At 63.3% G+C, this 24443-nt stretch carries 22 protein-coding genes; 15 read left to right on the top strand and 7 right to left on the bottom strand.

From position 1 onward, the window contains the following. Positions 1 to 200: 200 nt before the first annotated feature. From dnaK to ACIGJE_RS28280, 6 genes are all read right to left on the bottom strand, one after another. Entirely contained in the window at positions 201 to 2108 is a 1908-nt protein-coding gene (gene dnaK, locus ACIGJE_RS28305) for a molecular chaperone DnaK (RefSeq protein WP_311944328.1), read from the bottom strand. A gap of 306 nt (positions 2109 to 2414) precedes the next feature. Then, a complete protein-coding gene (gene grpE, locus ACIGJE_RS28300; protein ID WP_415086830.1) occupies positions 2415 to 3050 on the bottom strand; it encodes a nucleotide exchange factor GrpE in 636 nt (211 codons plus the stop codon). Positions 3051 to 3164: 114 nt separating this feature from the next. Continuing rightward, entirely contained in the window at positions 3165 to 3281 is a 117-nt protein-coding gene (locus tag ACIGJE_RS28295) for a DUF2474 domain-containing protein (RefSeq protein ID WP_311944326.1), read from the bottom strand. Next, entirely contained in the window at positions 3281 to 4285 is a 1005-nt protein-coding gene (gene cydB, locus ACIGJE_RS28290) for a cytochrome d ubiquinol oxidase subunit II (protein WP_367624502.1), read from the bottom strand. The genes ACIGJE_RS28295 and cydB overlap by 1 nt, the downstream gene beginning before the upstream one ends. Before the next feature lie 5 nt (positions 4286 to 4290). Further along, positions 4291 to 5703 carry a cytochrome ubiquinol oxidase subunit I gene (locus tag ACIGJE_RS28285; RefSeq protein WP_415086834.1) on the bottom strand — a complete coding sequence of 471 codons (1413 nt, stop codon included), beginning with the start codon at positions 5701 to 5703 and terminating at the stop codon, positions 4291 to 4293. A gap of 169 nt (positions 5704 to 5872) precedes the next feature. Then, complete coding sequence (locus ACIGJE_RS28280; protein ID WP_415086836.1) at positions 5873 to 8140, bottom strand: FdhF/YdeP family oxidoreductase; 2268 nt, start codon at positions 8138 to 8140, stop codon at positions 5873 to 5875. A gap of 234 nt (positions 8141 to 8374) precedes the next feature. On the opposite strand from ACIGJE_RS28280, the gene ACIGJE_RS28275 reads away from it, so the two are divergent. The 10 genes from ACIGJE_RS28275 (at position 8375) to ACIGJE_RS28230 (ending at position 18185) form a co-directional block, all read left to right on the top strand. After that, complete coding sequence (locus tag ACIGJE_RS28275) at positions 8375 to 9376, top strand: bestrophin family protein (RefSeq protein WP_311944322.1); 1002 nt, start codon at positions 8375 to 8377, stop codon at positions 9374 to 9376. Between the two features lie 123 nt (positions 9377 to 9499). Next, complete coding sequence (locus ACIGJE_RS28270; RefSeq protein ID WP_415086837.1) at positions 9500 to 10081, top strand: NAD(P)H-dependent oxidoreductase; 582 nt, start codon at positions 9500 to 9502, stop codon at positions 10079 to 10081. A gap of 26 nt (positions 10082 to 10107) precedes the next feature. Further along, positions 10108 to 11211 (top strand): dimethylsulfone monooxygenase SfnG, encoded by a 1104-nt coding sequence (gene sfnG / locus ACIGJE_RS28265; RefSeq protein WP_311944320.1) that lies wholly within the window; start codon positions 10108 to 10110, stop codon positions 11209 to 11211. A gap of 82 nt (positions 11212 to 11293) precedes the next feature. Continuing rightward, positions 11294 to 12187: an ABC transporter ATP-binding protein gene (locus ACIGJE_RS28260; RefSeq protein WP_415086838.1), complete on the top strand. Its 894-nt coding sequence runs from the start codon at positions 11294 to 11296 to the stop codon at positions 12185 to 12187. Continuing rightward, positions 12187 to 13083 (top strand): branched-chain amino acid ABC transporter permease, encoded by an 897-nt coding sequence (locus ACIGJE_RS28255; RefSeq protein WP_311944318.1) that lies wholly within the window; start codon positions 12187 to 12189, stop codon positions 13081 to 13083. Before ACIGJE_RS28260 ends, ACIGJE_RS28255 begins: the two co-directional genes overlap by 1 nt. 12 nt (positions 13084 to 13095) lie before the next feature. Beyond that, on the top strand, positions 13096 to 14124 hold the full coding sequence (locus ACIGJE_RS28250; protein ID WP_415086856.1) for a branched-chain amino acid ABC transporter permease: 1029 nt from the start codon (positions 13096 to 13098) through the stop codon (positions 14122 to 14124). 91 nt (positions 14125 to 14215) lie between these two features. After that, positions 14216 to 15529, top strand: coding sequence for an ABC transporter substrate-binding protein (locus ACIGJE_RS28245; protein WP_483681198.1), 1314 nt, complete (start codon positions 14216 to 14218; stop codon positions 15527 to 15529). Between the two features lie 50 nt (positions 15530 to 15579). Further along, positions 15580 to 16365 carry an ABC transporter ATP-binding protein gene (locus ACIGJE_RS28240; protein ID WP_415086839.1) on the top strand — a complete coding sequence of 262 codons (786 nt, stop codon included), beginning with the start codon at positions 15580 to 15582 and terminating at the stop codon, positions 16363 to 16365. Between the two features lie 28 nt (positions 16366 to 16393). After that, complete coding sequence (locus tag ACIGJE_RS28235) at positions 16394 to 17650, top strand: SfnB family sulfur acquisition oxidoreductase (RefSeq protein WP_483681044.1); 1257 nt, start codon at positions 16394 to 16396, stop codon at positions 17648 to 17650. A 130-nt stretch (positions 17651 to 17780) separates the two neighbouring features. Further along, complete coding sequence (locus ACIGJE_RS28230; RefSeq protein WP_415086841.1) at positions 17781 to 18185, top strand: DUF3597 domain-containing protein; 405 nt, start codon at positions 17781 to 17783, stop codon at positions 18183 to 18185. Between the two features lie 226 nt (positions 18186 to 18411). Here the strand turns inward: ACIGJE_RS28230 and ACIGJE_RS28225 are convergent, their stop codons facing one another. Further along, the gene (locus tag ACIGJE_RS28225) at positions 18412 to 19422 is read right to left on the bottom strand and encodes a GntR family transcriptional regulator (protein ID WP_311944311.1); all 1011 of its coding nucleotides are present in this window, start codon (positions 19420 to 19422) and stop codon (positions 18412 to 18414) included. A gap of 609 nt (positions 19423 to 20031) precedes the next feature. On the opposite strand from ACIGJE_RS28225, the gene ACIGJE_RS28220 reads away from it, so the two are divergent. The 5 genes from ACIGJE_RS28220 to ACIGJE_RS28200 are packed head-to-tail and all read left to right on the top strand — an operon-like array spanning position 20032 to position 24435. Further along, a complete protein-coding gene (locus ACIGJE_RS28220) occupies positions 20032 to 21108 on the top strand; it encodes an ABC transporter ATP-binding protein (RefSeq protein ID WP_415086842.1) in 1077 nt (358 codons plus the stop codon). A gap of 51 nt (positions 21109 to 21159) precedes the next feature. Continuing rightward, entirely contained in the window at positions 21160 to 22059 is a 900-nt protein-coding gene (locus tag ACIGJE_RS28215) for an ABC transporter permease (RefSeq protein WP_367624512.1), read from the top strand. Between the two features lie 3 nt (positions 22060 to 22062). After that, positions 22063 to 22908 (top strand): ABC transporter permease, encoded by an 846-nt coding sequence (locus ACIGJE_RS28210; protein ID WP_415086844.1) that lies wholly within the window; start codon positions 22063 to 22065, stop codon positions 22906 to 22908. Continuing rightward, positions 22905 to 23648, top strand: coding sequence for an SDR family NAD(P)-dependent oxidoreductase (locus ACIGJE_RS28205; RefSeq protein WP_415086845.1), 744 nt, complete (start codon positions 22905 to 22907; stop codon positions 23646 to 23648). Before ACIGJE_RS28210 ends, ACIGJE_RS28205 begins: the two co-directional genes overlap by 4 nt. Before the next feature lie 25 nt (positions 23649 to 23673). Further along, positions 23674 to 24435: an SDR family NAD(P)-dependent oxidoreductase gene (locus tag ACIGJE_RS28200; RefSeq protein WP_415086846.1), complete on the top strand. Its 762-nt coding sequence runs from the start codon at positions 23674 to 23676 to the stop codon at positions 24433 to 24435. Positions 24436 to 24443 lie beyond the last annotated feature (8 nt).

The raw sequence follows: 24443 nt of genomic DNA, 5'->3' as shown, positions 1-24443 counted from the left end.
GTCCACGGCGTTTTGCGGTTTGACGGCTCACGGGTTTCAGGAGGCGCCCCATCGCGCCTCCGTTCGATGCTGGAAACGCCGGGACTCGGCCCGGCGCAGGCCCTCGATGCTAGAGCATTTTCAGCGGCCAGTCAGGCAGGCTTCGCCTCGCGAACAAAATGCCTTTCACGGCAGGATCGGCCTGCATACCTGCCGTAGGATCAACCCGATTTCTTTGCATCACTGTCGTCGACTTCGCTGAATTCGGCATCGACCACATCGTCTCCGCCGGCATGAGAAGTCGTATCGGGCGATGCGCCCGGCTGCGGCTGCGCATAGGCCGCCTCCGCCAGTTTCTGCGAGAGTTGCTGCAAGGCGGCCGCCTTGGCGGTGATCGCGGCTGCATCCTCGCCTTTCGCCGCCTCGCGCAGATCGGCCATGGCATTCTCGATCGCCCGGCGATCCGCCTCGGCCACCTTGCCGCCATGCTCGGCAACCGCCTTCTCGGTCGCATGCAGAAGGGCCTCCGCGCTATTCCTCGCTTCCACGGTCTCCCTGCGCTTCTTGTCCTCGGCGGCATGGGCTTCGGCATCCTTGACCATCCGCTCGATGTCGGCTTCGGAGAGGCCGCCGGACGCCTGGATCTGGATGCGCTGCTCCTTGCCGGTCCCCTTGTCCTTGGCGGAAACATTGACGATGCCGTTGGCGTCGATATCGAAGGTCACGTCGATCTGGGGCACGCCGCGCGGAGCCGGCGCGATGCCCATCAGGTCGAACTGGCCAAGCAATTTGTTGTCGGCCGCCATCTCGCGTTCGCCCTGGAAGACACGGATGGTGACGGCGTTCTGATTGTCCTCTGCGGTCGAGAACACCTGGCTCTTCTTGGCCGGAACGGTGGTGTTGCGTTCGATGAGGCGCGTAAAGACGCCGCCCAGCGTTTCCAGCCCGAGCGAGAGGGGCGTGACGTCGAGAAGCAGGACATCCTTGACGTCACCCTGCAGCACGCCGGCCTGGATTGCGGCGCCGACCGCGACGACCTCGTCGGGATTGACGCCCTTATGCGGCTCCTTGTCGAAGATCTTGCGCACGATCTCCTGGATCTTCGGCATCCGGGTCATGCCGCCGACCAGCACGACCTCGTCGATGTCCTTGGCCGCCAGCCCCGCATCCTTCAGCGCATTGAGGCACGGCTCGATGGTTCGCTGCACCAGGTCCTCGACCAGGGACTCGAATTTCGCCCGCGTCAGCTTGATCTGGAAATGCTTGGGGCCGCTGGCATCGGCCGTGATGTAGGGCAGGTTGATTTCCGTCTGGGTGATGGTGGAGAGCTCGATCTTGGCCTTCTCCGCCGCCTCCTTCAACCGCTGCAGGGCCAGCTTGTCCTTTCTCAGGTCGATGCCCTGCTCGCGCTGGAACTCATCGGCCAGGTAGTTCACCAGGCGCATGTCGAAGTCCTCGCCGCCGAGGAAGGTGTCGCCATTGGTCGACTTCACCTCGAAGACCCCGTCGCCGATGTCGAGGATGGAGATGTCGAACGTGCCGCCACCCAGATCGTAGACGGCAATCTTGGCCTGCTTCTTCTTGTCGAGCCCATAGGCAAGCGCCGCGGCCGTCGGCTCGTTGATGATGCGCAGCACCTCGAGCCCCGCAATCTTACCGGCATCCTTGGTTGCCTGCCGCTGCGCATCGTTGAAATAGGCGGGAACCGTGATGACGGCCTGCGTGACTTTCTCGCCGAGATTGGCCTCGGCGGTCTCCTTCATCTTCTGCAGGATGAAGGCCGAGATCTGCGAGGGCGAATAGGCCTTGCCCTGGGCCTCCACCCAGGCATCGCCATTGGCCGCCTTGACGATCTTGTAGGGGACCAGCGCCTTGTCCTTCTCCACGGTCGGATCGTCATAGCGTCGGCCGATCAGGCGCTTGACCGCAAAGATCGTGTTGGTCGGGTTGGTCACCGCCTGCCGCCTAGCCGGCTGCCCGACGAGACGCTCGCCATCGCCGGTAAATGCGACGATCGACGGCGTGGTCCTCGCGCCCTCGGCATTCTCGATGATACGCGTGTTCTTGCCATCCATGACTGCAACGCATGAATTGGTCGTTCCCAGGTCGATTCCGATGATCGTTGCCATGAAGGTGCTCCCTGTTATTGAATTTTGGACTGTGTGTTCTGCGTTTCTCGTCGTTGACGCTGCCTGGGCGTCTCAGGCAGCGGATTGGCCGCCTGGTGGCGAACGGCCGGATATCGTCGAATGCGATGCCATGATGTCCCGTCAGTGGGCGCCCTTCGCAGACGCTGGTCCTGATGCGACAGCAACAGACGTGCCAGACTGGATACGCAGCAATATCAAAGACTTATCGGAAAGGTTTCAGCCCATTGGGACAACCTGTCCGTTCGACGCCGGACAAACTGTCCTCAGGCAGAGCCGGCCAGGCCGTCAGGGCTGCCTTCCGGCTCCGGGTTCCGCCGGCTGCCTCGGCCCGCCGCTGGAAACGCCGACCCTGGCCGGGCGCAAGGAGCGCGCTCCGATCGAATACCCGGCGTCGACGACCTTGCTGACGGTGCCGCTCGGCACCGAGGGATCGGGCACCTCGAACATGGCTTCGTGGAAATTGGGATCGAAGCGCTCTCCCAGGGGATCGAGCTTCCTGACACCATGTCTTTCCAGGGCACGCAGCAGCTCTTTTTCCGTGAGCTCCACCCCTTCGATCAGCGTCCTGACCGCCTCGTCGCCTTCGCGGGCTTGCGCCGGCACATTGGCGATCGCGCGCTCGATATTGTCGGCCACCGCCAGCATGTCGCCGGCAAATTTCGCGATGGCATATTGGCGTGCATCGTTCAGGTCACGCTCGGCCCGGCGGCGGACATTCTCGGTTTCAGCGAGGGCCCGCAGCAATCGATCCTTCAGCGCGGCATTGTCAGCCTCGAGCCTGGCGATGACCGCTGCGGCATCCTCAGCCGGTCCGGCCACGGATGGATCGCCCCGGTCCGTCGCCTTCGCTGTTGGCTCAGAGGCGTTTGCCGGCTCCGGTGACCCATGAATGTCGTTCTCGGGTTTGGCTCTTCTGGTCATTTCGCCTCCCTGTCGGATGCTTCCATATGAATGCCGCTATGCTGTATTCCCCGAAGCATGAGCCCTGTTCCCGACTGTCCAACGCCGATCCGGCTCAAGAAGATCCATTCAGGTTTAGCGCAGAAGGCATAGCCGGATCACCGCCGCCACCGTCCCAAGCGTGGCGATGCTGGCGGCCCAGATCGCAACCATCCAGGCGAACCGTTTCCAGAAGGGCGCCTGCGGAGCCATCAGTGATAACCATGGACGCCGGCCTTGCCGCGAAATACCCAATAGGCCCAGCCGGTATAGACGAGGATGAGCGGGATGATGACAAGGGCCCCGACAAGCATGAAGGCCTGGCTTTCCGGCGGCGCCGCCGCCTGCCAGATCGTCACGGCGCGCGGCACCACATAGGGATAGATGCTGATCCCCAGCCCGATGAAGCCGAGCAGGAACAGCGCCAGGGCCATCAGGAAGGGCAGCCGCTCCCGCTCTCGCCGCAGGCTCCAGAAGAAGGTCGCCGTACAGATCGCCACGAGCAGCGGCACCTGGGCCGTAAGCAGCACGCCGGGCATGGCGAACCAGCGTCGCCAATAATCATAATGCAGGAATGGCGTGGCCGCGCTGACGGCGCCGAGCGCTAGGAGCGTGGCGACGCCCAGCCAGAACGCCAGGTGGCGGGCATGGCGCTGGCTCGTCCCTTCCGTCTTCCAGATCAGCCAGCTCGCCCCCAGCAAGGCATAGCCGGTCACCACGGCCAGCCCCGTCAACACACTGAAGGGGCTCAGCCAATCGAGCCAGCCGCCGGCATAGGCCCCGTTCTCGACATGGACGCCTTGCAGGATCGCACCGAGCGTCACGCCTTGTGCCGACGCCGCGACGACCGACCCAAGACAGAAAGCCGTGTCCCAGAATGGACGGTGGCGCGGATCGCGCCAGCGAAACTCGAAGGCGACGCCACGAAAGACGAGCCCGAGCAGCATGGCGATGATCAGCGGATAGGTGGCCGGAAGGATGATGGCATAGGCCAGCGGGAAGGCAGCAAGCAGGCCGCCACCGCCCATCACCAGCCAGGTCTCGTTGCCGTCCCACACCGGTGCGATCGAGTTCATCGCCTGGTCGCGCTCCTCGCCCACGGCGAAGGTGGGGAACAGGATGCCGATACCGAGGTCGAAGCCGTCCATGACGACATAGGCCATCACCGCAAAGCCGATGACCGCCGCCCAGAAGATGGTGAGATCGATGCTGCCCATCCCGATCAATCCTTCGCCGCCATGGGAACGCCGACGCTTGCTGCGGGCGTGATACCGGCCGCGCGTTGCGGCAGGTTCGGTGGCTCGCTCTCGCCACGTCCAGGCGCCTTCGCCATCAGGCGCAACAGATAATAGGTGCCGGCCCCGAAAGCGCTGAAATAGACCAGCACGAAGGCAATGAGCGAGGCGGCAACGGCCGGCGCAGCGAGCGGCGAATGGGATTCGGCCGTTCGCAGCAAGCCATAGACCGTGAAGGGTTGCCGCCCGACTTCCGTCGTCACCCAGCCGGCAATCACCGCGACGAAGCCTGCCGGTCCCATGGCCACGGCGCCGCGATGCAGCCAGTGCCAGTCATAGAGCCTGCCCCGCAAGCGTGCGAGCAGGCTCCACAGGCCGATGCCGAGCATGGCGAAGCCGAGCGCCACCATGATCCGGAACGACCAGAAGATGATGGGGGTGGGAGGCCATTGGTCCCGTGGAAAATCGGTCAGGCCCGGAAGCGGTGCATAGGGATCGTGCCTGAGGATCAGCGAGCCGATATGCGGTATCGACACTTCGTAGCGCACGCGCCCTTCTTCGTTGTCCGGCAGGCCGAACAGCACGAGGAGCGCGCCATTGGGGCTGGGCTGGTAGTCGCCCTCCATGGCCAGCACCTTGGCAGGTTGATGCTCCAGCGTGTTCAGGCCATGGGCATCGCCCGCCAGGATCTGGATAGGCGCCACGATCGCCGCCATCCACATCGCCATCGAAAACATCTTGCGCGCACCGGCATTGCCGCGGTCCTTGAGCAGGTGCCAGGCGCCGACGCCTCCCACCACGAAGGCGGTGGTGAGATAGGCGGCGATCACGGTATGGACCAGGCGGAAGGGAAAGCTGGCCGTGAAGATGATCGGCAGCCAGGACCCCGCCGGTACGAACTGCCCGCTGGCATTGACGGCAAACCCCGCCGGCGTCTGCATCCAGCTGTTGACGGCAATGATCCACGTCGCCGAGATCAGTGTGCCGAGAGCAACCATGCAGGTGGCGAAGAAGTGCAGGCCCCGGCCGACCTTGCTCATGCCGAACAGCATCACGCCGAGGAAGCCGGCTTCCAGGAAGAAGGCGGTCAGCACCTCATAGGCCATCAGCGGGCCGATGATCGGGCCCGCCTTGGTCGAGAAGACCGACCAGTTCGTACCGAACTGGTAGGACATCACCAGGCCTGACACGACGCCCATGCCGAACACGACGGCGAAGATCTTCAGCCAGTAGCGATAGAGATTGGCATAGACGCCCTTGCCCGTCTTGAGCCACAGCCCTTCCAGCACCATCAGATAGCTTGCAAGCCCGATGGAAAACGCCGGAAAGATGAAGTGGAACGACACCGTGAAGGCGAACTGCGCACGCGCCAAGATCACCGCATCCAGTTGCCCAAGCAACGCCCCCTCCCCTCAAAGAAGCCGAAAGATACCGTCCCCGGGATTGGCTGGCGCCGGGGACCCTTTTGCCAAAGCGTTTTGCGATTTGGTTGAATCACCAAGGATCGCAAAGACGCGTCGCAACAAAGAGCCGGAGACAGGCCGCGGCTCCGGGAGACCGCACTTCGCCCTACGCCCCGACGACGCGTACCGGTATCGATTTGGCGGCCGGAGTCCCGCTGATCTTGTCGTAATATTCGAGAGGCAGCAGCGGATTGAGCTCGGGGTAATATCCCGCCACGGCTCCGCGGGGCATCGGATAATCCAGCACCGTCAGGCCCTCGACGCGACGCATGACCCCGTCGTCGCTGATGGTCTCCAGCGCGATGCGTGAGCCTGCGTCCAGACCTCGCGCCGCGCGATCCTCGGCATTCATGAACAGGATCATGCGGTCGTTGTAGACGCCGCGATAGCGATCATTGTTGCTGTAGATGGTGGTGTTGAACTGGTCATGCGAACGGACCGTGGCCAGCCGCAGCATCGACGGGTCGGCGACCGGGACATTCACGTCGAGACCGGGCAGAAGCAGGAAATTCGCCTTGCCGTTCGGCGTCGGCCAGACCCGCCGCCGTGGTGGCACATCGAGATGAAAGCCCTTGGGATCCTTCACCTTTTCCGCAAAGCCGGCATAGATGTCCGGATAGACCTCGGCGATCTTGTCACGGATGAGATTGTAGTCGTGGATGTAGCTCGCCCAGGCGACCTTGCTGTTGGGCAGGCTTGCCAGGGCCATGCGGCAGACGATTTCCACTTCCGGCAGCAGATGGGCGCTGGCAGGCGTCAGCACGCCGCGCGAGGCGGTGACGTTCGACATGGAGTCCTCGATCGTCACGAATTGTTCGCCGGCTGCCGTATGGATCACCTCCGACCGGGAAATGACGGGCAAGATCAGCGCATCGCGTCCGTGAACGAGATGGCCGCGATTGAGCTTGGTGGCGATGCCGACCGTCAGGGCCAGCTTGCGCATCGCCGCATAGGATCTGTCGGTGTCGGGAATGGCGCGAACGAAATTGCCGCCCATGCCGATGAAGACCTTGGCCGTGCCCTTTTCCATTGCTTCCACGGATTCGACGGTGTGATGGCCGTGATGGCGGGGCGGCTCGAAGCCGAACACGTCGCGCACGCGGTCCAGATAGTCCTGGGAGGGTTTTTCATCGATGCCGACGGTGCGATCCCCCTGCACGTTCGAATGGCCGCGAATGGGTGAGATGCCCGCACCCGGCTTGCCGAAATTGCCCCGGAGGAGGAGCAGGTTGACGACCTGCTGGAGCAGGCGCGAGCCTTCCTGGTGCTGGGTGAGGCCCATGCCGTAGCAGATCATGGTTGCGCGCGAACGGATGTAGATCTCGGCGCAGCGGCGTATCTGGTCTTCCGCCAGTCCGGAGATCGCCACGATATCCGCCCACTCCTGCGCCATGACATCGGCGCGGATCGCCTCCAGGCCGACGGTATGCCGGCTGACGAAATCCGCATCGATGATCTTCTCGCCTTGCACCTCGCGCTCGAAGATCACCTTCATCATGCCCTTGAACAGGGCGAGGTCCCCCCCGATGCGGATATGGACGAATTCGCTCGCGATCGCCGTCGAGCCGAAGGTCGCCATCTGCACGACATCCTGCGGCTCGGTGAAGCGTATCAGCGCCCTTTCCGGCATCGGGTTGACGGCCACGATCGGCACGCCGCGTTTTCGCGCCTCGACCAGATTGGTCATCATCCGCGGCGAGTTGGTGCCGGTGTTCTGGCCGATGACGAAGATGGCCTCTGCGTGCTCGAAGTCCTCCATCACAACCGTGCCCTTGCCGACCCCGATGGAAGCAGGCAGGCCGCGGCTCGTCGGCTCGTGGCACATGTTCGAACAGTCGGGAAAATTGTTGGTCCCGAATTCCCGGACAAAGATGGAATACAGGAAGGCAGCCTCGTTGGGCGTGCGCCCCGAGGTGTAGAACTCCGCCTGATGGGGGCTTTCGAGCGCCTTGAGGTGATCGCCGATCAGCGCAAAGGCGGCCTCCCAATCACAGGGGACATAGCGGTCGGACGCCGCATCGTAACGCATGGGTTCGGTCAGCCGGCCCTGCATTTCGAGCCAGTAGTCCGACTGCTCCATGAGTTCCGAGACGGTGTGCTTTTCGAAGAACTCCCGGGTGATCCTTCTCTTGGTCGCCTCGAAGGCCAGCGCCTTGGCGCCGTTCTCGCAGAATTCGAGGGTCTTCTTGTGGTCGGGATCGGGAAAGGCGCAGCTCGGGCATTTGAAGCCGCCGGGCTGGTTCATGGCGAGCAGCGCGCGCGACCCCTTGGTGACGACGCTCTGCTCCAACAGCACCTTGGCAGTCGCTGCAGCAGCGCCCCAGCCCCCTGCCGGATGATGGTACGTCTTATATTCAGGCTTGTTGTCGGCCATGCTCGAAACCGCTCCGCGGAAACTGTCGAGCACATAGTAAAACACTCTATCTATTTGAAATCTATAGACATTTTGTCCATTTTGCATGGACAAAATGTCCAAGAAATCGTGGATTTCCGGTACCAAGTCATTGACGTTTCGTCCGGCCCGGAGGTGGCACGAATGATGCCTTCAGAACAACCGCCCAAGATCGGAGAGTCCCCACCCTCGCTCGCTGCCATAGCCCCCTCGACCATGGCCATTGTCTGGACGGCACCGAGTTTCTCGACGATCGACGGCATCCAGTCCCGCAGGCAGGCGCCCGCACAAAGAGGAGATCGCGATGACAGGGACGGCTGCATGATCCTGCGCTCAAAGCCCAGCTTCAGGGACATCCTATTCGCCGTCAACGGCTCCATCTTGCCACGCATAGCGCCCCGTCTCCTCGCAATCGCATTTATCAGCGTGCTGGCGATTTATGCGGCACAGGAACATCCAGGCATCTTCGCGCGGATCAGTGCCATTCCCTTCACCTTGATCGGCATCGCCTTGTCGGTGTTCATGAGCTTTCGCAACAATGCCTGCTACGCCCGCTGGTGGGAGGGACGCAGGCTCTGGGGCGAATTGATCATCGCCTGTCGATCGCTCGCGCGCCAAACCTCCACCCTGGAAACCGATGACCGGCGCTTCCTCCTCCAGGGATTATGCGCTTTCTCCGCGGGGCTGGCGGCCCATCTGCGGGGCCAGGACGAATTGAAGGCCATCACGCCTTGGTTCGATCTCGGCACCGCATCGAACAATCCCAATCTCACAAATGCCGTCCTTGAACAGATTGGCAAATATTGCCTGACGCTGATGCATAGAGGGCGGATAGATCCCATCCACTATTCAGTCATCGAACAGCAGATCGGCGCCCTGACCGAGGTGCAGGGCGGATGCGAACGCATCGCCTACACGCCTGTGCCGTTTGCGTATTCCTTGTTGCTCCACCGAACGGCCCTCATCTTTTGCGTGACACTGCCATTCGCCCTCGCCGGCTCCCTGGATTGGTGGGCATTGCTTCCGGTTCTGCTCGTCGCCTACACGTTCTTCGGGCTTGACGCTCTCGGCCACCAGCTCGAGGAACCGTTCGGCCTGGAACCGAACGCATTGCCGCTGGACGCCTTGAAACGGACGATCGAACGGGAAATGCTTGCTCTCCTTGGCAGCGATGACCTCCCGGCTGCGATCAAGCCACGCAGAAACATACTGATGTAGTGTCAGCCCGGCCCGGGTCGAGAGGGGCGCAACTCGGCTCTCGCAGCCAGGACTCTGCCCCTTGACAGTCTATAAATTATATAGAGTATATAAATAGAATATTTTTTAATCTGAGAACGCGCCGTGCCCGATCATCGTCCGAAAATTCTCGGTATATCCGGCAGCTTGAGCCTGCCCAGCCGAACGACCGGACTGGTGCGCACCATCCTCGCCCGCTTCGAACATTTCGCGCAGGTCGAGCTGGTGGAACTGGCGAGCGATGCCGCGGCCCTGTTTGCAACGCATCCAAAGGGTCCGCGAACCGGGCGTGCGCGGGAGGTCATCGAGGCGGTCGAAAGCGCCGATCTGCTGGTCGTCGCGTCCCCCATCTACCGCGCCTCCTATACGGGTGCCTTGAAGCACCTGTTCGACCTCGTCGACTATCGTGCCCTCGAAGGCAGGCCGGTTTTGGTGGCGGCAACCGGCGGAACCCCGCTGCATGCCCTGGCCATGGACCATCAGTTCCGGCCGCTGTTTGCCTTCTTCAAGGCCATCACGCTCCCGACCACCGTCTATGCGCTCGAGGGCGATTTTGCCGATCATGCCCTGGCCAGTGCCGAAGTTTCGGGGCGCATCGATCGCGCCGTCAGCGAAGCCCGCCTCCAGCTGCGCCTTTCCCACCCGCAGGGGTCTGGAACGGTCGTTCCGTTCCCTGCCACCGCCTGACCCCGCCATAAAACCAAGGATCCACCATGCCAGTCGAGCGTCAACGAGAACCGATCAAGTTTGCCTATTGGGTGCCCAATGTCTCGGGTGGTCTGGTGATCAGCTCGATCGAGCAACGCACGAGCTGGGAAATCGACTATAATCGCAAGCTTGCCCAGATCGCCGAACGGTCCGGCTTCGACTATGCGCTCAGCCAGATCCGCTTCACGGCGGGCTATGGTGCGGACAATCAGCACGAGCCCCTCACCTTCAGCCAAGCCCTGCTCGCTTCGACCGAGCGCCTCAAGCTGATCGTGGCCCTGCTGCCGGGCCCCTGGCATCCGGCCGTCGCCGCCAAGCAGATCGCAACCATCAACAACATCTACGGCGCCCGGGTGGCCGTGAACATCGTCAGCGGCTGGTTTCGCGGCGAGTTCACCGCGATCGGCGAGCCCTGGCTCGACCACGACGAGCGCTACCGCCGGTCGGAAGAATTCATCCGCTCGCTGCGCGGCATCTGGACCGAGGAGAGCTTCACCTTCAATGGCGATTTCTATCGTTTCCGCAACTACAGCCTGAAGCCCAAGCCCATCGATCCGCAGCCCGAGATCTTCCAGGGCGGCTCCTCGCGCGCAGCGCGGGACATGGCCTCTCGCGTATCGGACTGGTATTTCACCAATGGCAACACCCCCGAGGAAATCAAGAAGCAGGTCGACGACATCCAGGCCAAGGCGCGCGAGAACGGGCATTCGGTCAAGGTCGGCGTGAATGCCTTTGCCATCGCCCGCGATACCGAGGCCGAAGCCAAGGCCGTGCTGGACGAAATCATTGCAAAGGCCATCCCCGAGGCGGTCCACGGCTTTGCCCATGAGGTGAAGAATGCCGGGAAGGCCTCTCCGGAGGGCGAAGGCAACTGGGCCAAATCGTCCTTCCAGGACCTGGTGCAGTATAATGATGGCTTCCGTTCCAACCTGATCGGCACGCCGCAACAGATCGCCGAACGCATCCTGGCGTTGAAGGAGGCGGGCGCCGATCTGATCCTGCTGGGCTTCCTGCATTTCCAGGAGGAGGTCGAATTCTTCGGCCGCGAGGTCATCCCCCTGGTCCGCAAGCTCGAAGCGGCGCAGCCCGTGGCTGTCGCGGCCGAGTGATCGCGCTCCGTTCCTTCCCGCCCCGCAACCGTTCCATCCTGCATCCCTGCCATCGGCAGGGATGACGGGCAGAGACACGCTCATGACCACGGCAACCAGCGCAGTGCTGCAGCCTGCCCCGTCATATCGGGATGTGCCACCGATCGAGGCCGTTGAAACGCCCTCGACGTCAAAGACCGAACCGGCTCGGCGACAGGCTGCGCTGACGCTCGAACATATCAGCCTGTCCTTCGGAGGCATTGCGGCGCTGGGGGATGTCAGCTTTGCGGTCGAGCTCGGCGAAACTCGAGCCATTATCGGACCGAATGGTGCCGGCAAGAGTTCGCTTCTCAACGTCATCAGCGGCATCTATCGCCCTGACCACGGGCATATCGGCCTCGCCGGCCGTGACTTCCGGCAGGTGCCGGCGTCCAAACTCGCAACGCTCGGTGTTGCGCGCACGTTCCAGAACCTGGCTCTGTTCAGCGGGCTGGACGTGCTTGGAAATGTCCTGATGGGGCGGGCTGCCCTGCGGCACGCCGGTTTCATCGGCCAGATCCTGGGTCTGGGACAGGCACGTCGCGAAGACAAGGACGCCCGCGAGCGCGCCGAGCGCATGGTCGACTTCCTGGACTTGCAGCCGGTTCGCAACCGCCCGGTCGCAACCCTGCCCTATGGTCTTCAAAAACGCGTCGAATTGGCCCGGGCCCTGGTGGCCGAGCCTCGCATCCTGCTGCTCGACGAGCCCATGGCAGGCATGACGGCTGCCGAGAAGACCGAGATCGCCGAGGTCATACGCAAGGCGCAAAGGCAGTTCGACCTGACGATCGTGATGATCGAGCACGACATCGGCATGGTCATGGATCTGTCCGACAGGGTGGTCGTGCTCGATCACGGCCGCCTCATCGCAGATGGCACCCCGCAGGCGGTTCAGGCTGATCAGGCCGTGATCGACGCCTATCTCGGCGTGGCGCACGACGACCGGGGTGGTGCATGATGGCCGATTTTGATTGGGCCTTCCTGGTCGAGGTGCTGGTCGGAGGCCTTCTTTCCGGCGTGATGTACTCGCTGGTCGCGATCGGGTTCGTACTTGTCTACAAGACCTCGGGCGTTCTCAACTTCGCGCAGGGGGCGATGCTGCTCTTTGCAGCCCTCACCTTCGTCAGCCTGATCGAGCGGGACGTCCCCTTCATCGCGGCGATGGCGATATCACTCGCCATCATGGCCGCGCTCGGCCTGGCGATCGAGAGGGCCGTGTTGCGCCCGCTGGTCAACAAGCCGCCGATCACGCTGTTCATGGCAACGCTGGGCTTGTCCTATGTCATCGAGGGCGCCGCGCAGCTTCTATGGGGCACCCAAGTCCATGCGCTCGATCTGGGGATCGACGATACCCCGTTTGAAGTGGCCGGCGTGCTGATTTCCCAGTTCGACCTTTTCGCGGCGGGGGTTGCCGCCACGCTGGTGGCGATCCTGGCGGCCTTCTTCAATTTCACGCGCATCGGCTTGAGCTTTCGCGCCGTTGCCGACGACCAGTTCGCGGCCTATGCGGTCGGCTTGCGGCTGCCGCGGATCTGGGCTGCCGTCTGGACCGCCGCCGGTATCGTCGCCCTGGTTGCAGGCCTGATCTGGGGCTCGAGGCTCGGCGTCCAGTTTTCCCTTTCGCTCGTCGTGCTCAAGGCCCTGCCTGTCCTGGTCCTGGGCGGGTTCGACTCGATCCTGGGTGCCATCGTCGGCGGTCTGCTCATCGGCGCGTTCGAGAAGCTCTCGGAAGTCTATCTCGGCCCCTTCGTCGGCGGCGGCATCGAAGGATGGTTCGCCTATGTGGCGGCGCTCGTCTTTCTGCTGGTGCGGCCCGCTGGCCTGTTCGGCCAGAAGCTCGTGGAAAGGGCCTGAACCGTGACCGCTTTGACCGCTTCCAGCCACGAGAACGCCGAAGCTCCCAGCCGTTCCTGGATCCTTCCCGCGGTACTCCTGATCCTCGCCTATGGCGTGATCCCGCTGGTCGGCAGCAGCTATGTGTTCGATGCCATCCTGACCCCCTTCCTGGCCCTGTCGCTGGCTGCCCTGGGGCTGAATCTGCTCACCGGCTATGCCGGGCAGCTTTCGTTGGGCAGCGCTGCGTTCATGGCGGTGGGTGCCTTCGCCGCCTATAATTTCAACCTTCGGATCCCCGGCCTGCCCCTGGTCGCGAGCATCGTCCTGGGCAGCGGTGTTGCGGCGCTGATCGGGCTCGTCTTCGGCCTGCCGAGCCTGCGGCTGCGTGGTTTCTACCTGGCCGTTTCTACCTTGGCGGCGCAGTTCTTCGTGCAATGGGCGCTGACCAAGTTCAGCTGGTTTTCCAACGACAATCCGTCCGGTGTCATCGACGCCCCGCCCCTCGGCGTGGCAGGCTTCTCGCTCGAAGGCCCGGCCGGCCGCTACCTGTTCACGCTCACCATCGTGGCTGTCGTCACCGGCCTTGCCGCCCGGATCGTCAAGACGCAGACCGGCCGCGACTTCATCGCTGTCCGCGACAACGAGCTGGCGGCCCGGGTCATCGGCGTATCCGTGCTGCGCACCAAGCTGCTCGCCTTCGTGCTGTCCTCCTTCATCATCGGCATTGCCGGATCGCTGTGGGCGTTCGCCTATCTGAGGACCGTCGAACCGGCCGGCTTCGATCTCGATCGTTCGTTCCAGATCCTGTTCATCATCATCATTGGCGGGCTCGCCACGATCCGCGGGGCATTCCTCGGAGCGGCCTTCATCGTGGTGTTCCCCCTGATCCTGTCTCGCCTGGGCAGCGCCTTGCTGGGCAGTACCTTCGATTCAGGCGTGCTCGACATGAGCCAGCGCATCGTGCTCGGCGCGCTGATCATCGTCTTTCTCATCGCCGAGCCGGACGGCCTGTCGGCGCTGTGTCGACGCACCCTCGACAAGATCCGCCCGCACCGCTGACCGCGATTTCTCCCAATCCTCGCCTGCCAACCCCGGAGCCACCATGCCGTCCCTTTCATTTCGCCTCGCCGGCGCCCTGCGCGCAACCACAATGGCTGCAGCCCTCGCCCTCACGACTCTGCCTTTCGCCCATTCGCAGGCTCGTGCGGACGAGCAGTATTTCCCGCTGCAAAGCTATCGGGTCGGCCCCTATGCAGCCGGCGGCACGGGCTTCTTCGGCGGCTTCATCGACTACCTCAATCTCATCAACACTCGCGACGGCGGCGTGAACGGCGTCAAGCTGACCTGGGACGAATGCGAGACCCAGTATGAAGTCGAACGGGGTGTCGAATGCTACGAACGTCAGAAAAGCCACGAGGACATCGCGACCTGGAACCCGCTTTCCGTCGGCATTGCCTATGCGATGATCGACCGCATCACCAACGACAAGGTTCCCCTGCTGACGATCAATCACGGCCGCACGGATTCGACCGATGGCAGCGTGTTCAAATATGTCTTTCCCCTGCTGCTCAATCCCTACAGCGAAACCTCCGGGATCGTGAACTACATCGCCGGCAAGTTCGGCGGGGTTGACAGTCTCAAGGGTAAGAAGATCGCCGTGCTCTATCACGGCTCGCCCTATGGCAAGGAGACGATCCCGATCTATGAGCTGCTGGCCAAGAAATACGGCTTCGAATTGCAGCAGATCGAGGTGCCTCACCCTGGCAACGAGCAGCAATCGCAATGGCTGACCATCCGGCGCTGGCGGCCCGACTATGTGGTGCTGCGCGGCTGGGGAGTCATGAACCCCGTGGCGCTCAAGACGGCCCAGAAGGTCGGTTTTCCTGCCGATCACATCGTCGGCAATGTCTGGTCCAATTCGGAAGAGGACGTCCTGCCCGCGGGTGCCGCCGCCAAGGGATATGTCGCGATCACGACCCAGGCGTCCGGCACCGAATATCCCGTGGTCCAGGAAATCGTCAAAACCGTCTATGGCGCAGGCAAGGGCAATCTCGACGACAAGAAGCGGATCGGCAGCGTCTATCACAATCTGGGCATCGTGAACGGCATCCTGAATGTCGAGGCCATTCGCATCGCCCAGGAAAAATTCGGCCATCGCACCCTCACCGGTGATGAAGTCCGCTGGGGGCTGGAACATCTCAAGCTCGACCCGGCCCGCGTGGAGGCTCTCGGCGCCAAGGGGCTTTTCCACTCCATCAACGTGACCTGGAAGAACCATGAAGGCGACGGCCTCGTCACCTTCCAGCAATGGGATGGTGCCAAGTGGAAGGTGGTATCCGACTGGATCGCGCCCGACTGGGCGTTGCTGCGGCCGATCATCGAAAAATCCGCCGCGGCCTATGCCGCCGAGCATCAGATCAAGCCTCGAACCGAGGCGGATGCCGACAAGGCCGCCTCGAACTGAGGCGCGTCCCCTCGGCCTCCTGCAACGGCGTGCCCCAGGAAAGGTCCTCGATGTCCGAACCAGTCCCCTTGCTTGCGGTCAATGCGATCGAAGCTGTCTATGGTGGCGCCATCGTCGCCCTGAATGGCGTGAGCCTGACAGTTGCCGCGGGAGAGATCGTCGCCTTGCTCGGCCCCAACGGGGCCGGCAAATCCACGACCCTCAAGGCGGTCTCCAACCTGCTGCAGGCCCAGCGCGGCCGGCTGATCGCCGGGACGATCCGGTTCGACAACGCGGAGGTGAACCGGCACAGCGCCTCCGCCCTGGTGCGGCGGGGGCTCGTCCAGGTGCTCGAGGGCCGGCACTGCTTTCGCTCGCTGAGCACGGAGGACAATCTCGTTACCGGCGGGCTGGCACGCGGCTCCAGCCGCCCGGAACTGGCGCGTGACCTGGAGCGCGTCTATGCGATCTTCCCGCGCCTGCGCGAGAAGCGAAAGACGATCGCCGGCCTGACCTCGGGCGGCGAGCAGCAGATGACCGCAATCGGTCGCGCCCTGATGTCGAGGCCACGCCTGCTGGTGCTGGACGAGCCTTCGATGGGGCTGGCACCGCTCGTGGTGCAGGACATCTTCGAACGGCTCACCGCCCTCAATGTGTCGGAGGGCCTGTCCATCCTTCTTGCCGAACAGAACACCGCCGTGGCTCTGCGCCATGCCCATCGCGCGGTGCTGCTCGCTTCGGGGCGCTCGGTCCTGGAAGGACGGGCTGCCGAACTGAGGGGCCGTACCGACCTCAAGGACATCTATCTCGGGCGGACTTCCCTCGCCGGCCCATCCGCGGTCTCGACCGCGGCCTGATCTTCACCCTCATCTTAGGAATCGGCCCATGACGACAGCGGCTCAAGCCAAAGCATTTCCGGACATCGTCGCAGAAGGCGTATCTGCCCTCCCCCGTCCCTCTGAACCGGCGCACATCATCCGCAGCGACGCCGAAGCGATTGCGGTTGCCGAAGATCTTGCGGCACAATTCGCCAAAGGCGCATCGGAGCGCGACCGCGAACGCATCTGGCCGGTCGCCGAACTCGACGCCTATTCCCAGAGCGGCCTGTGGTCGCTCAATGTCCCCAAGGCTTTCGGCGGACCCGAGCTTTCCTATGTCACCATCGATCGCGTGATTCAGATCATTTCGGCGGCGGATCCTTCGATCGGGCAGATCACGCAGAACCATATCGGGGTCGTCGCCGCCATCCGAACGGTCTCCGACGAGGCCCAGCAGAAGCTGCTGTTCGCCCAAGTGCTGCGCGGGACCAGGTTCGGCAACGCCTTCTCCGAATTCTCCTCCAAGCGGGCGGCTGATTTCGAGACGACGTTCAAGGATGAAGGCGACCATGTCGTCGTCACTGGCAAGAAATTCTATTCCTCCGGCGCGCTTCTCGCCCATCTGGTGCCGATCGTCGCGCTCGATGGCGAAGGCCGGGCCTGGTATGCGATTGCCGAGCGCGACGCCCCCGGCCTCACGGTGATCGACGACTGGTCGAGTTTCGGCCAGAAGACCACGTTGAGCGGCACGGTGATCCTCGACCACGTGAAAGTACCGAAGACCCATCTGGTCCCGGGCTATCGGGGCTATGATCGCCCGACGGCAGACGGCGCGATTTTCCAGATCATCCAGGCGGCGGTCGATACAGGCATCGCGGAGGCAGCCATCAAGGATACCATCGCCTTCGTCAGGGGCGGCTCCAGGGCCTGGATCGACAGCGGCCTCGATCACGCCTGGCAGGACCCCTACACGATCCAGGCGATCGGTGACCTCACCTTGCGCCTTCATGCCGCCGAGGCGCTTCTCGAGAAAGCGGGCCTTGCCGTGGACAGGGCCGTTGCCGACGCCACGGCCGAAAGTGTGACCAAGGCCCAGATCGCGGTTGCCGAAGCCAAGATCCTGTCGACGGAAGCGGCGCTACAGGCCACCAACAAACTGTTCGAACTGGCCGGCACACGCTCGACGCTGGGCGTTCACAACCTCGACCGGCACTGGCGCAATGCCCGTACGCATACGCTCCATGATCCCGTTCGCTGGAAATATGCCATTCTTGGAAATTACGCGCTGAATGACGTCAATCCGCCTCTGCATGCCTGGAGCTGATCGGACCGCACTGTTGCAGCCCGGCAAAACCCGGCGCACAGTGGCCTAGGGGAACATTTCGGCGCGTCCAAGCATTGATCAGTCAAGTTCAAGCGCAGCAGTCGAAGTTTCATTCAACGGAGATAGAAGCATGGGCATCTTCGATTCAATCAGCAACGCCATCTTCGGTCGTGCAAAGGCTGCAGAGGCCCCCCAGGCCCCTGCCGGTACACCCTCTGCTCCCACACCCTCTTCCAGTCCGGCTCCTGCACCATCCGGTTCGGCCGCTCCGCCGAGCACCGTCGACGTTGCTGCCGTCCTCGATCAAGCGGTCAAGGCCAGCGGACAGAACCTCGACTGGAAGCGCTCAATTGTAGACCTCCTCAAAGCCCTGAAGCTCGACAGCAGCCTTGCAGCTCGCAAGGAGCTGGCCGGAGAGTTGGGCTATACGGGCGATACGTCGGACTCCGCTGCGATGAATATCTGGCTGCACAAGGCCGTCATTGCAAAACTGGCAGCGAATGGGGGCAAGGTGCCCGCCGATCTACAAAACTGACCAGCCTTCCCGGCAAACCTCTTTTATCTTCCGCCGCCCGGCGGAGATCTTTCGAGGGTCTCTCTGCTCCTGGCTGGGCACTGAGCCGGTACCCCCATGAGGTGCGGGTTTCCAGACACGAAAACCGCCCAGGTTCGATCTCGACTGGGCGGTTTTCCATGGCAATTTTGGCTGTGGAGGCCAGCAATCCGCGCTCGGGAAGGCCAGCGGGCAGCCGAGGAGACATTTACTCCGCGATCCTGGTCAGATAAGGCGCAATCGATTGCGGGGCTGGGATCACCGCGACGATCTTCATCTGGGCGATGTTGCGGTTCTTCGCCTCTTCCAAATGTGCATCGAACATCGCAGCCGCAGCATCGATGGCCCCGCGCGCCAGCAGTTCGACGATCAGGCGATATTCGGCAATGGCGATACGATCGCGCGGCAGGCCGAATTGACGCAGCAGGCGCTCCGAGGCCACGACCGGCAACAGGTTGTCCCGTATCAGGTCGCGCAGCCTTTCGTTCGGGGTGGCCATCACGCAGGTCTCGACCAGCTTCGTCTCCAGATCCTCCCATTCGACCAGATCGGCATCCGATTCGGTCCTTTCGGCCTCGGACAGGCTTTCGAGCAAGGCGGTCAAACGTGAGCGATCGATGCGCGGCGCCGCCGACACCAGGGCGGGAGGCTCGAGGATGCGCCGCAGGGCAAAGCGGTCCTTGATCGATTTTGCCGTGAGCGGGCCGGCGATCCAGTGGGAACTCTGGTTCTTATGCACCAGCCCCCTTTCCTGCAGGCGTCCGAGCACGTCGCGCACCACGGTGCGGCTGACGTGGAAATGATCCGCCAGCTCGATCTCGATGATGCGATATTGCCCGAACACGACACAGGCCGCGACATCCGCCTCGATGGAATCATAGATGCGTTCCCAGGTCGACCGGCTTTGCAGCGCCTCGTCGATGGCTTCGGGCACCACCAGACCCAGGGTCTTGATATCGGTGCGCACCGGGGCGATGCGCCGTCCCGGCGCCCCGACGAGATAGCCGCGCCCATCGAAACGATGGATGAGCTGCTCCGCCTCCAGGTGCAGCAGCGCCCTCTGGACCGGCGCACGCGACGTCTGGAAGATCTCGGCGATCGGCCCTTCGAGCAGGACCAGCCCCTTCGGCAGAAGCCCGTCGGCAATATTGGTGCGCAAGACATCTTCGACGATTTCGTAGCGCCGCTGGGCGGTCTGGCGAGGCTTGGACGATGGCATGCCGTAAACGGACCTCCTTGCGGGTGTCATCGCAGACCGCCGCTCGAACTGCCCGTGTCTACCGCGTTTGACACATCCTGTCCCACATTCGGATAAATGATCTTTGCATACTATAGTGCAATTTTGGTTGCGGAGAATGCATTTTCACCGATTTTCGGCAAAATTTTCGATAGACCTCGTCGTCACCACCCACCCCCTTCAACACCCACACCAGCCCCCGACCGCCCATCACGACCCCGACGAGCACGTCGCATGTCGTAACAAACACGAGAAAACGCAGCCTAAACGGCCAATTCTCAACAAAAATTGCCCAGACTCCACCAATCCTTCACCGAGAGTCCAAATTCGATGCCCGCCCGGAATTTGGGCAGCCGATGCACAAAAAAGATTGTTGCATACAAAAATCGATTGAACTAAGATCCAAGCACTCATTGCCGAAGAAGCAATGCAGAGGCGAACTGAATTAAGCAAGTTGATAAATATTGGATCGGACGCAAACGTATTGCGCCCGCGTGATATTTGTCACCTGAAATCATGGCAAAGATGGATCGTGTTATTCCTAGGAATAACAGGGCGTCCGTGTGGCATGATACGATCTGGGAGGCTCGTTTGGCAGATGTACTTCGTCTTTCCGGCATCAGGAAGTCCTATGGCGACCTGCAAGCGCTGGATGGTATAGACCTCGCCATCCCCGACAATGCCTATGTGTCGCTCCTGGGCCCCAGCGGTTCGGGCAAGACCACGCTTCTGCGCGTGATCGCGGGTTTTGAAAGCCCTGACCAGGGCAGCGTCACCCTCGGCGGCAGCCCGGTCGACAATGTCCCGGCACATCGGCGCGGCATCGGCTTCGTCTTCCAGAATTTTGCCCTGTTCCCGCATCTCTCCGTGGCCGGGAATATCGCCTACGGCCTTGAAAACCGGGAGATCGCCACACTGACCGATCGCGCCGCCATTCGCCGCAAGGTCGCTGAGATGATCGAGCTGGTCGGCCTGGCCGGCCTGGAGGATCGCGGTGTCGCCCAGATCTCCGGCGGCCAGCGCCAGCGCGTGGCCTTGGCGCGAACGCTGGTGACCGAACCGCGCCTCGTGCTGCTCGACGAGCCGCTGGGTGCCCTCGATGCCAATCTGCGGTCCCGCATGCGGGCGGAGCTCCGGAGCATCCGCGAGCGTCTCGGCGTCACCTTCCTGCATGTTACCGGCAGCGAATCCGAAGCCCTGGCCATGGGCGATATCGTCTTGGTGCTCGATCGGGGCCGGATCGCCCAGTCGGCGGATGCCGACACGATCTATAACCGCCCCGCCGCCCCTTCCGTCGCGCGGTTCCTCAACTGCTACAACCTGTTCGAGGGAACACTCTCGGGCGAGGCCTTCGTCGGGCCGGCAGGCAGTTTCCCGATCGAGGGCAGCACGCGCCTTGCCGGCGGAAAAACCGCCTATGCCGTCCGCTATGACCGCATCCAGGTGCGCCCGGCATCGTCGGCCCTGGCGAGCGACGAAGCGGGCGTCGAGGCCGCCTTCGTCGCCAGCGAATATAGCGGCGCCGCCGTGAACTCCTTCTTTGCCCTCGACAGCGGCCAGGTGGTGGAGGTGGAGACCCATCTCAGCCATCGCCCTCCCGCCGACTACGCGCCACAGGAGCGCTACGGCCTCGTCTGGAAGCGCGACCTCGCGCTCCTCTTTGCCTGAGCGACGCCCATGGCTCTTGCTGACCCACGACCCGGAACGGAGATCGACTGGATGACGACGCCTCCCGGCAGCGAAGCGGCGGCGCCGCAGGCTGCATCGCCGCGCAGGTCCGGCAACAAGACACTATGGCTGCTGGCCCCGGGCGTCGCGTGGATGGTGCTCTTCCTGCTCGTCCCTATCCTGATGATGGTCTATGTCTCGTTCTGGACGCAGACCACCTTCAAGATCGAGCCCATCCTCACCACCAAGAGTTGGGTTGCCTTCTTCACGAGCGACACCTATCTCCAGGCCCTCTGGACCACGATCCGCATCTGGCTGACGGTGCTGGTCGCCACCCTGGTGATCGGTTACCCCACGGCCCTGTTCGTGGGCCTGTTCGTGCGCAACAAGGCGCTGCAGACCACGCTCCTGGTGCTGTGCGTCATCCCGTTCTGGACGTCCTTCCTGATCCGCGTCCTCGCCTGGCGGCCGATGCTGGGCAAGGAAGGGGCCATCAACCTGATCCTGCTCAAGGCCGGCATCATCACCCAGCCGATCGAGGCGCTGCTCTTCTCCGACCTGTCGGTGGTGATCGGCATGACGCAGATCTACTGCGTCTTCATGGTCGGCCCCATCGCTTTCATGCTCGGGCGGATCGACCCGAACGTGATCGAGGCGGCGCGCGATCTCGGCGCCGGCTTCTGGCGCATCTTCCGCACCATCATCCTGCCGCTGTCCATGCCCGGCGTGGTCGTCGGCTCGATCTTCGTCTCGGTGATGGTGCTGGGCGAATTCGCCACGTCCGCAGCCCTGTCCGGACGCAAAGTCAATCTCCTCGGCAACATCATCGTCACCCAGGTCGGTTCGCTCAAATGGGCCTTCGCCGCCGTGGTCGGCGTCGTCCTGACGATCGTCATGGGGGCCGTGGTCGCTGCCCTGCTGCGTGTCGTCGATCTCAGGAAGGAGCTCTGAGCCATGCAGGCACGCGGCGTCAAACCGGTCCTGGCCGTCTATACGGCCCTGTTCCTCCTGTTCCTCTACGGCCCCTTCGTCGTGCTGGCGATCCTGTCCTTCCAGACCGGGCCGGAGGGCGGTCCGCAATTTCCGATCATCGAATGGTCGACCTACTGGTACCAGCACCTCTTCGGCCTGACGCCGCCCTCGCGCATCGCCCCGCTGCCGATCGAGGAGAGCCTGGGACGTTCGATCGTCCTCGCCATCATGACGATGGTGGTCTCGACCGTCCTGGGCGTGACCTCCGCTCAGGCCTTCCGCAGGAAGTTCCGGGGCTCGGGCATCGCCTTCTACCTGATCGTCCTCGGCATGATGGTGCCCGGCGTGCTGGTCGGCCTCGGCATGGCGCTGGTGGCCAATGTCCTCGGCATCGACCGCCACTGGTGGGGCACGGCCTTCGTCCTCCACGTCGTCTACACCTATCCCTTCGCCTTCCTCGTCATGCTGGCGATCTTCAACCGCTTCGACCAGAGCGTCGAGGAGGCTTCCTGGTCGCTCGGCGTCTCGCCGATCCGCACCTTCCGCAAGGTGACGTTCCCGCTGATCTTTCCGGGCGTCCTGTCGGCGATGCTGTTCGCCTTCACTCTCTCCTATGACGAGTTCTCGCGCACGCTCTTCGCCTCGGGGCGCGACCTCACCCTGCCGCTGGCGATCTACGGCACGTTCTCGGTCGAGATCCATCCCAACGTCTTCGCCTTCGGCGTGCTGACCACCTTGTTTTCGTTCGCCCTGCTCGCCGTCTACGCGATCCTGATGGGGCTGTCGGTCCGTCGCGGCAGGCGCGTCGCCATCCAGGAGGAGGCATGATGCCCGGCCTAAAAACAGCCATCGTCACCGGAGCCGGCTCGGGTATCGGCAAAGCCATCGCCGAACGCCTCGCGGCCGACGGCTATGGCGTGCTCGTCAACGACCTCGCGCCGGAGCGGGCGCAGGCCATCGCCGACGCCATCCGGGCGGCGGGCGGCAAGGCGGTCGCCGCAGCCGGCGATGTCTCCAGCGAAGCGGACGTCGCGGCGATCGTCGCCGCGGCCAGGACGCAGCTCGGGCCGGTGGACCTGCTCGTCAACAATGCCGGCCATGTCCATCAATGCCTGTTCGAACATCTCGAACCCAGTGATTTCGACCGCATGTTCGCCGTGCATGTGCGCGGCACCTTCCTGATGATACGGGCCGTGCTGCCGTCGATGCTGGAGGTGGGATCGGGCGTCATCGTCAATGTCGCATCCCAGCTCGGCCAGATCGGCGGGATCGAACTCGCCCATTATTCCGGCGCCAAGGCCGCCGTGATCGGCATGACCAAATCGCTTGCCCGCGAGGTGTCGAGCCGCGGCGTGCGAGTGAATGCCGTTGCGCCGGGGCCGATCAACACGCCGCTGGTGAAGGCGCTTTCGGACGACTGGAAAGAGCGCAAGGCCGGGGAACTGCCGCTCGGCCGTTTCGGCGAGCCGGAAGAGGTGGCGGCGACCGTCGCCTTCCTCGCCTCCCCGGCCGCCAGCCTCTTCGTCGGCCAGACGCTCGGGCCCAATTCCGGCGACGTGATGTTGTGAACGAGCAGAGGGAGAAGACGGCATCATGACCAAGGCACGCATCGTCCTGATCACCGGCGGCGGCATCGGCATCGGCCGCGCCAGCGCCAAGGCCTTCGCCACGCTCGGCGACCACGTCGTGGTCACGGACATCCTGGAAACGGAAGGCAAGGCCGTCGTCGACGAGATCAAGGCGGAGGGCGGCTCGGCCGAGTTCGCACCGCTCGACGTTCGCTCCACCGCCGATGCCGACGCGCTCGTCGCCGATATCGAGGCCCGCCATGGCGGCATCGATGTCGTCGTCGCCAATGCCGGCATCGCCCATCGGGTGCCGCTCGCCAGGCTCGACGACGACAAGTGGGATCTCACCTTCGACATCGACCTCAAGGGCATCTTCCGCGTGGTGCGGGCCGCGCTGCCCGGCATGCGCACCCGCAAATCCGGCGCCGTGGTCGCGCTCTCCTCGATCATGGGCGTGGCCTATGGCTGGGACGAGCATGTGCATTATTCCTCGGCCAAGGCCGGCGTCGTCGGGCTGGTGCGCGGCCTCGCCGTCGAAGTCGCCCGCGACGGTGTCCGGGTCAATGGCGTGGCTCCGGGCTATATCCGCACCGCCCAGCTCCTCTCCAAGGAACATTCCCTCGGCCCGGAAGGGGCCGAGACAGCCGGCGCCTTCATCCCCATGGGCCGCATCGGCGAACCCGAAGAGATCGCCGACGTGATCGTTTTCCTCGCCTCTTCCAGCGCCCGCTACCTCACGGGCCAGACGCTGGTGGTCGATGGCGGCCTGCTGGTGGGCCGCTACTGAAACAAAAG

Source organism: Labrys sp. E2SS-1L, from assembly GCF_057073705.1.
This window is presented reverse-complemented; position numbering and strand designations above follow the sequence as displayed.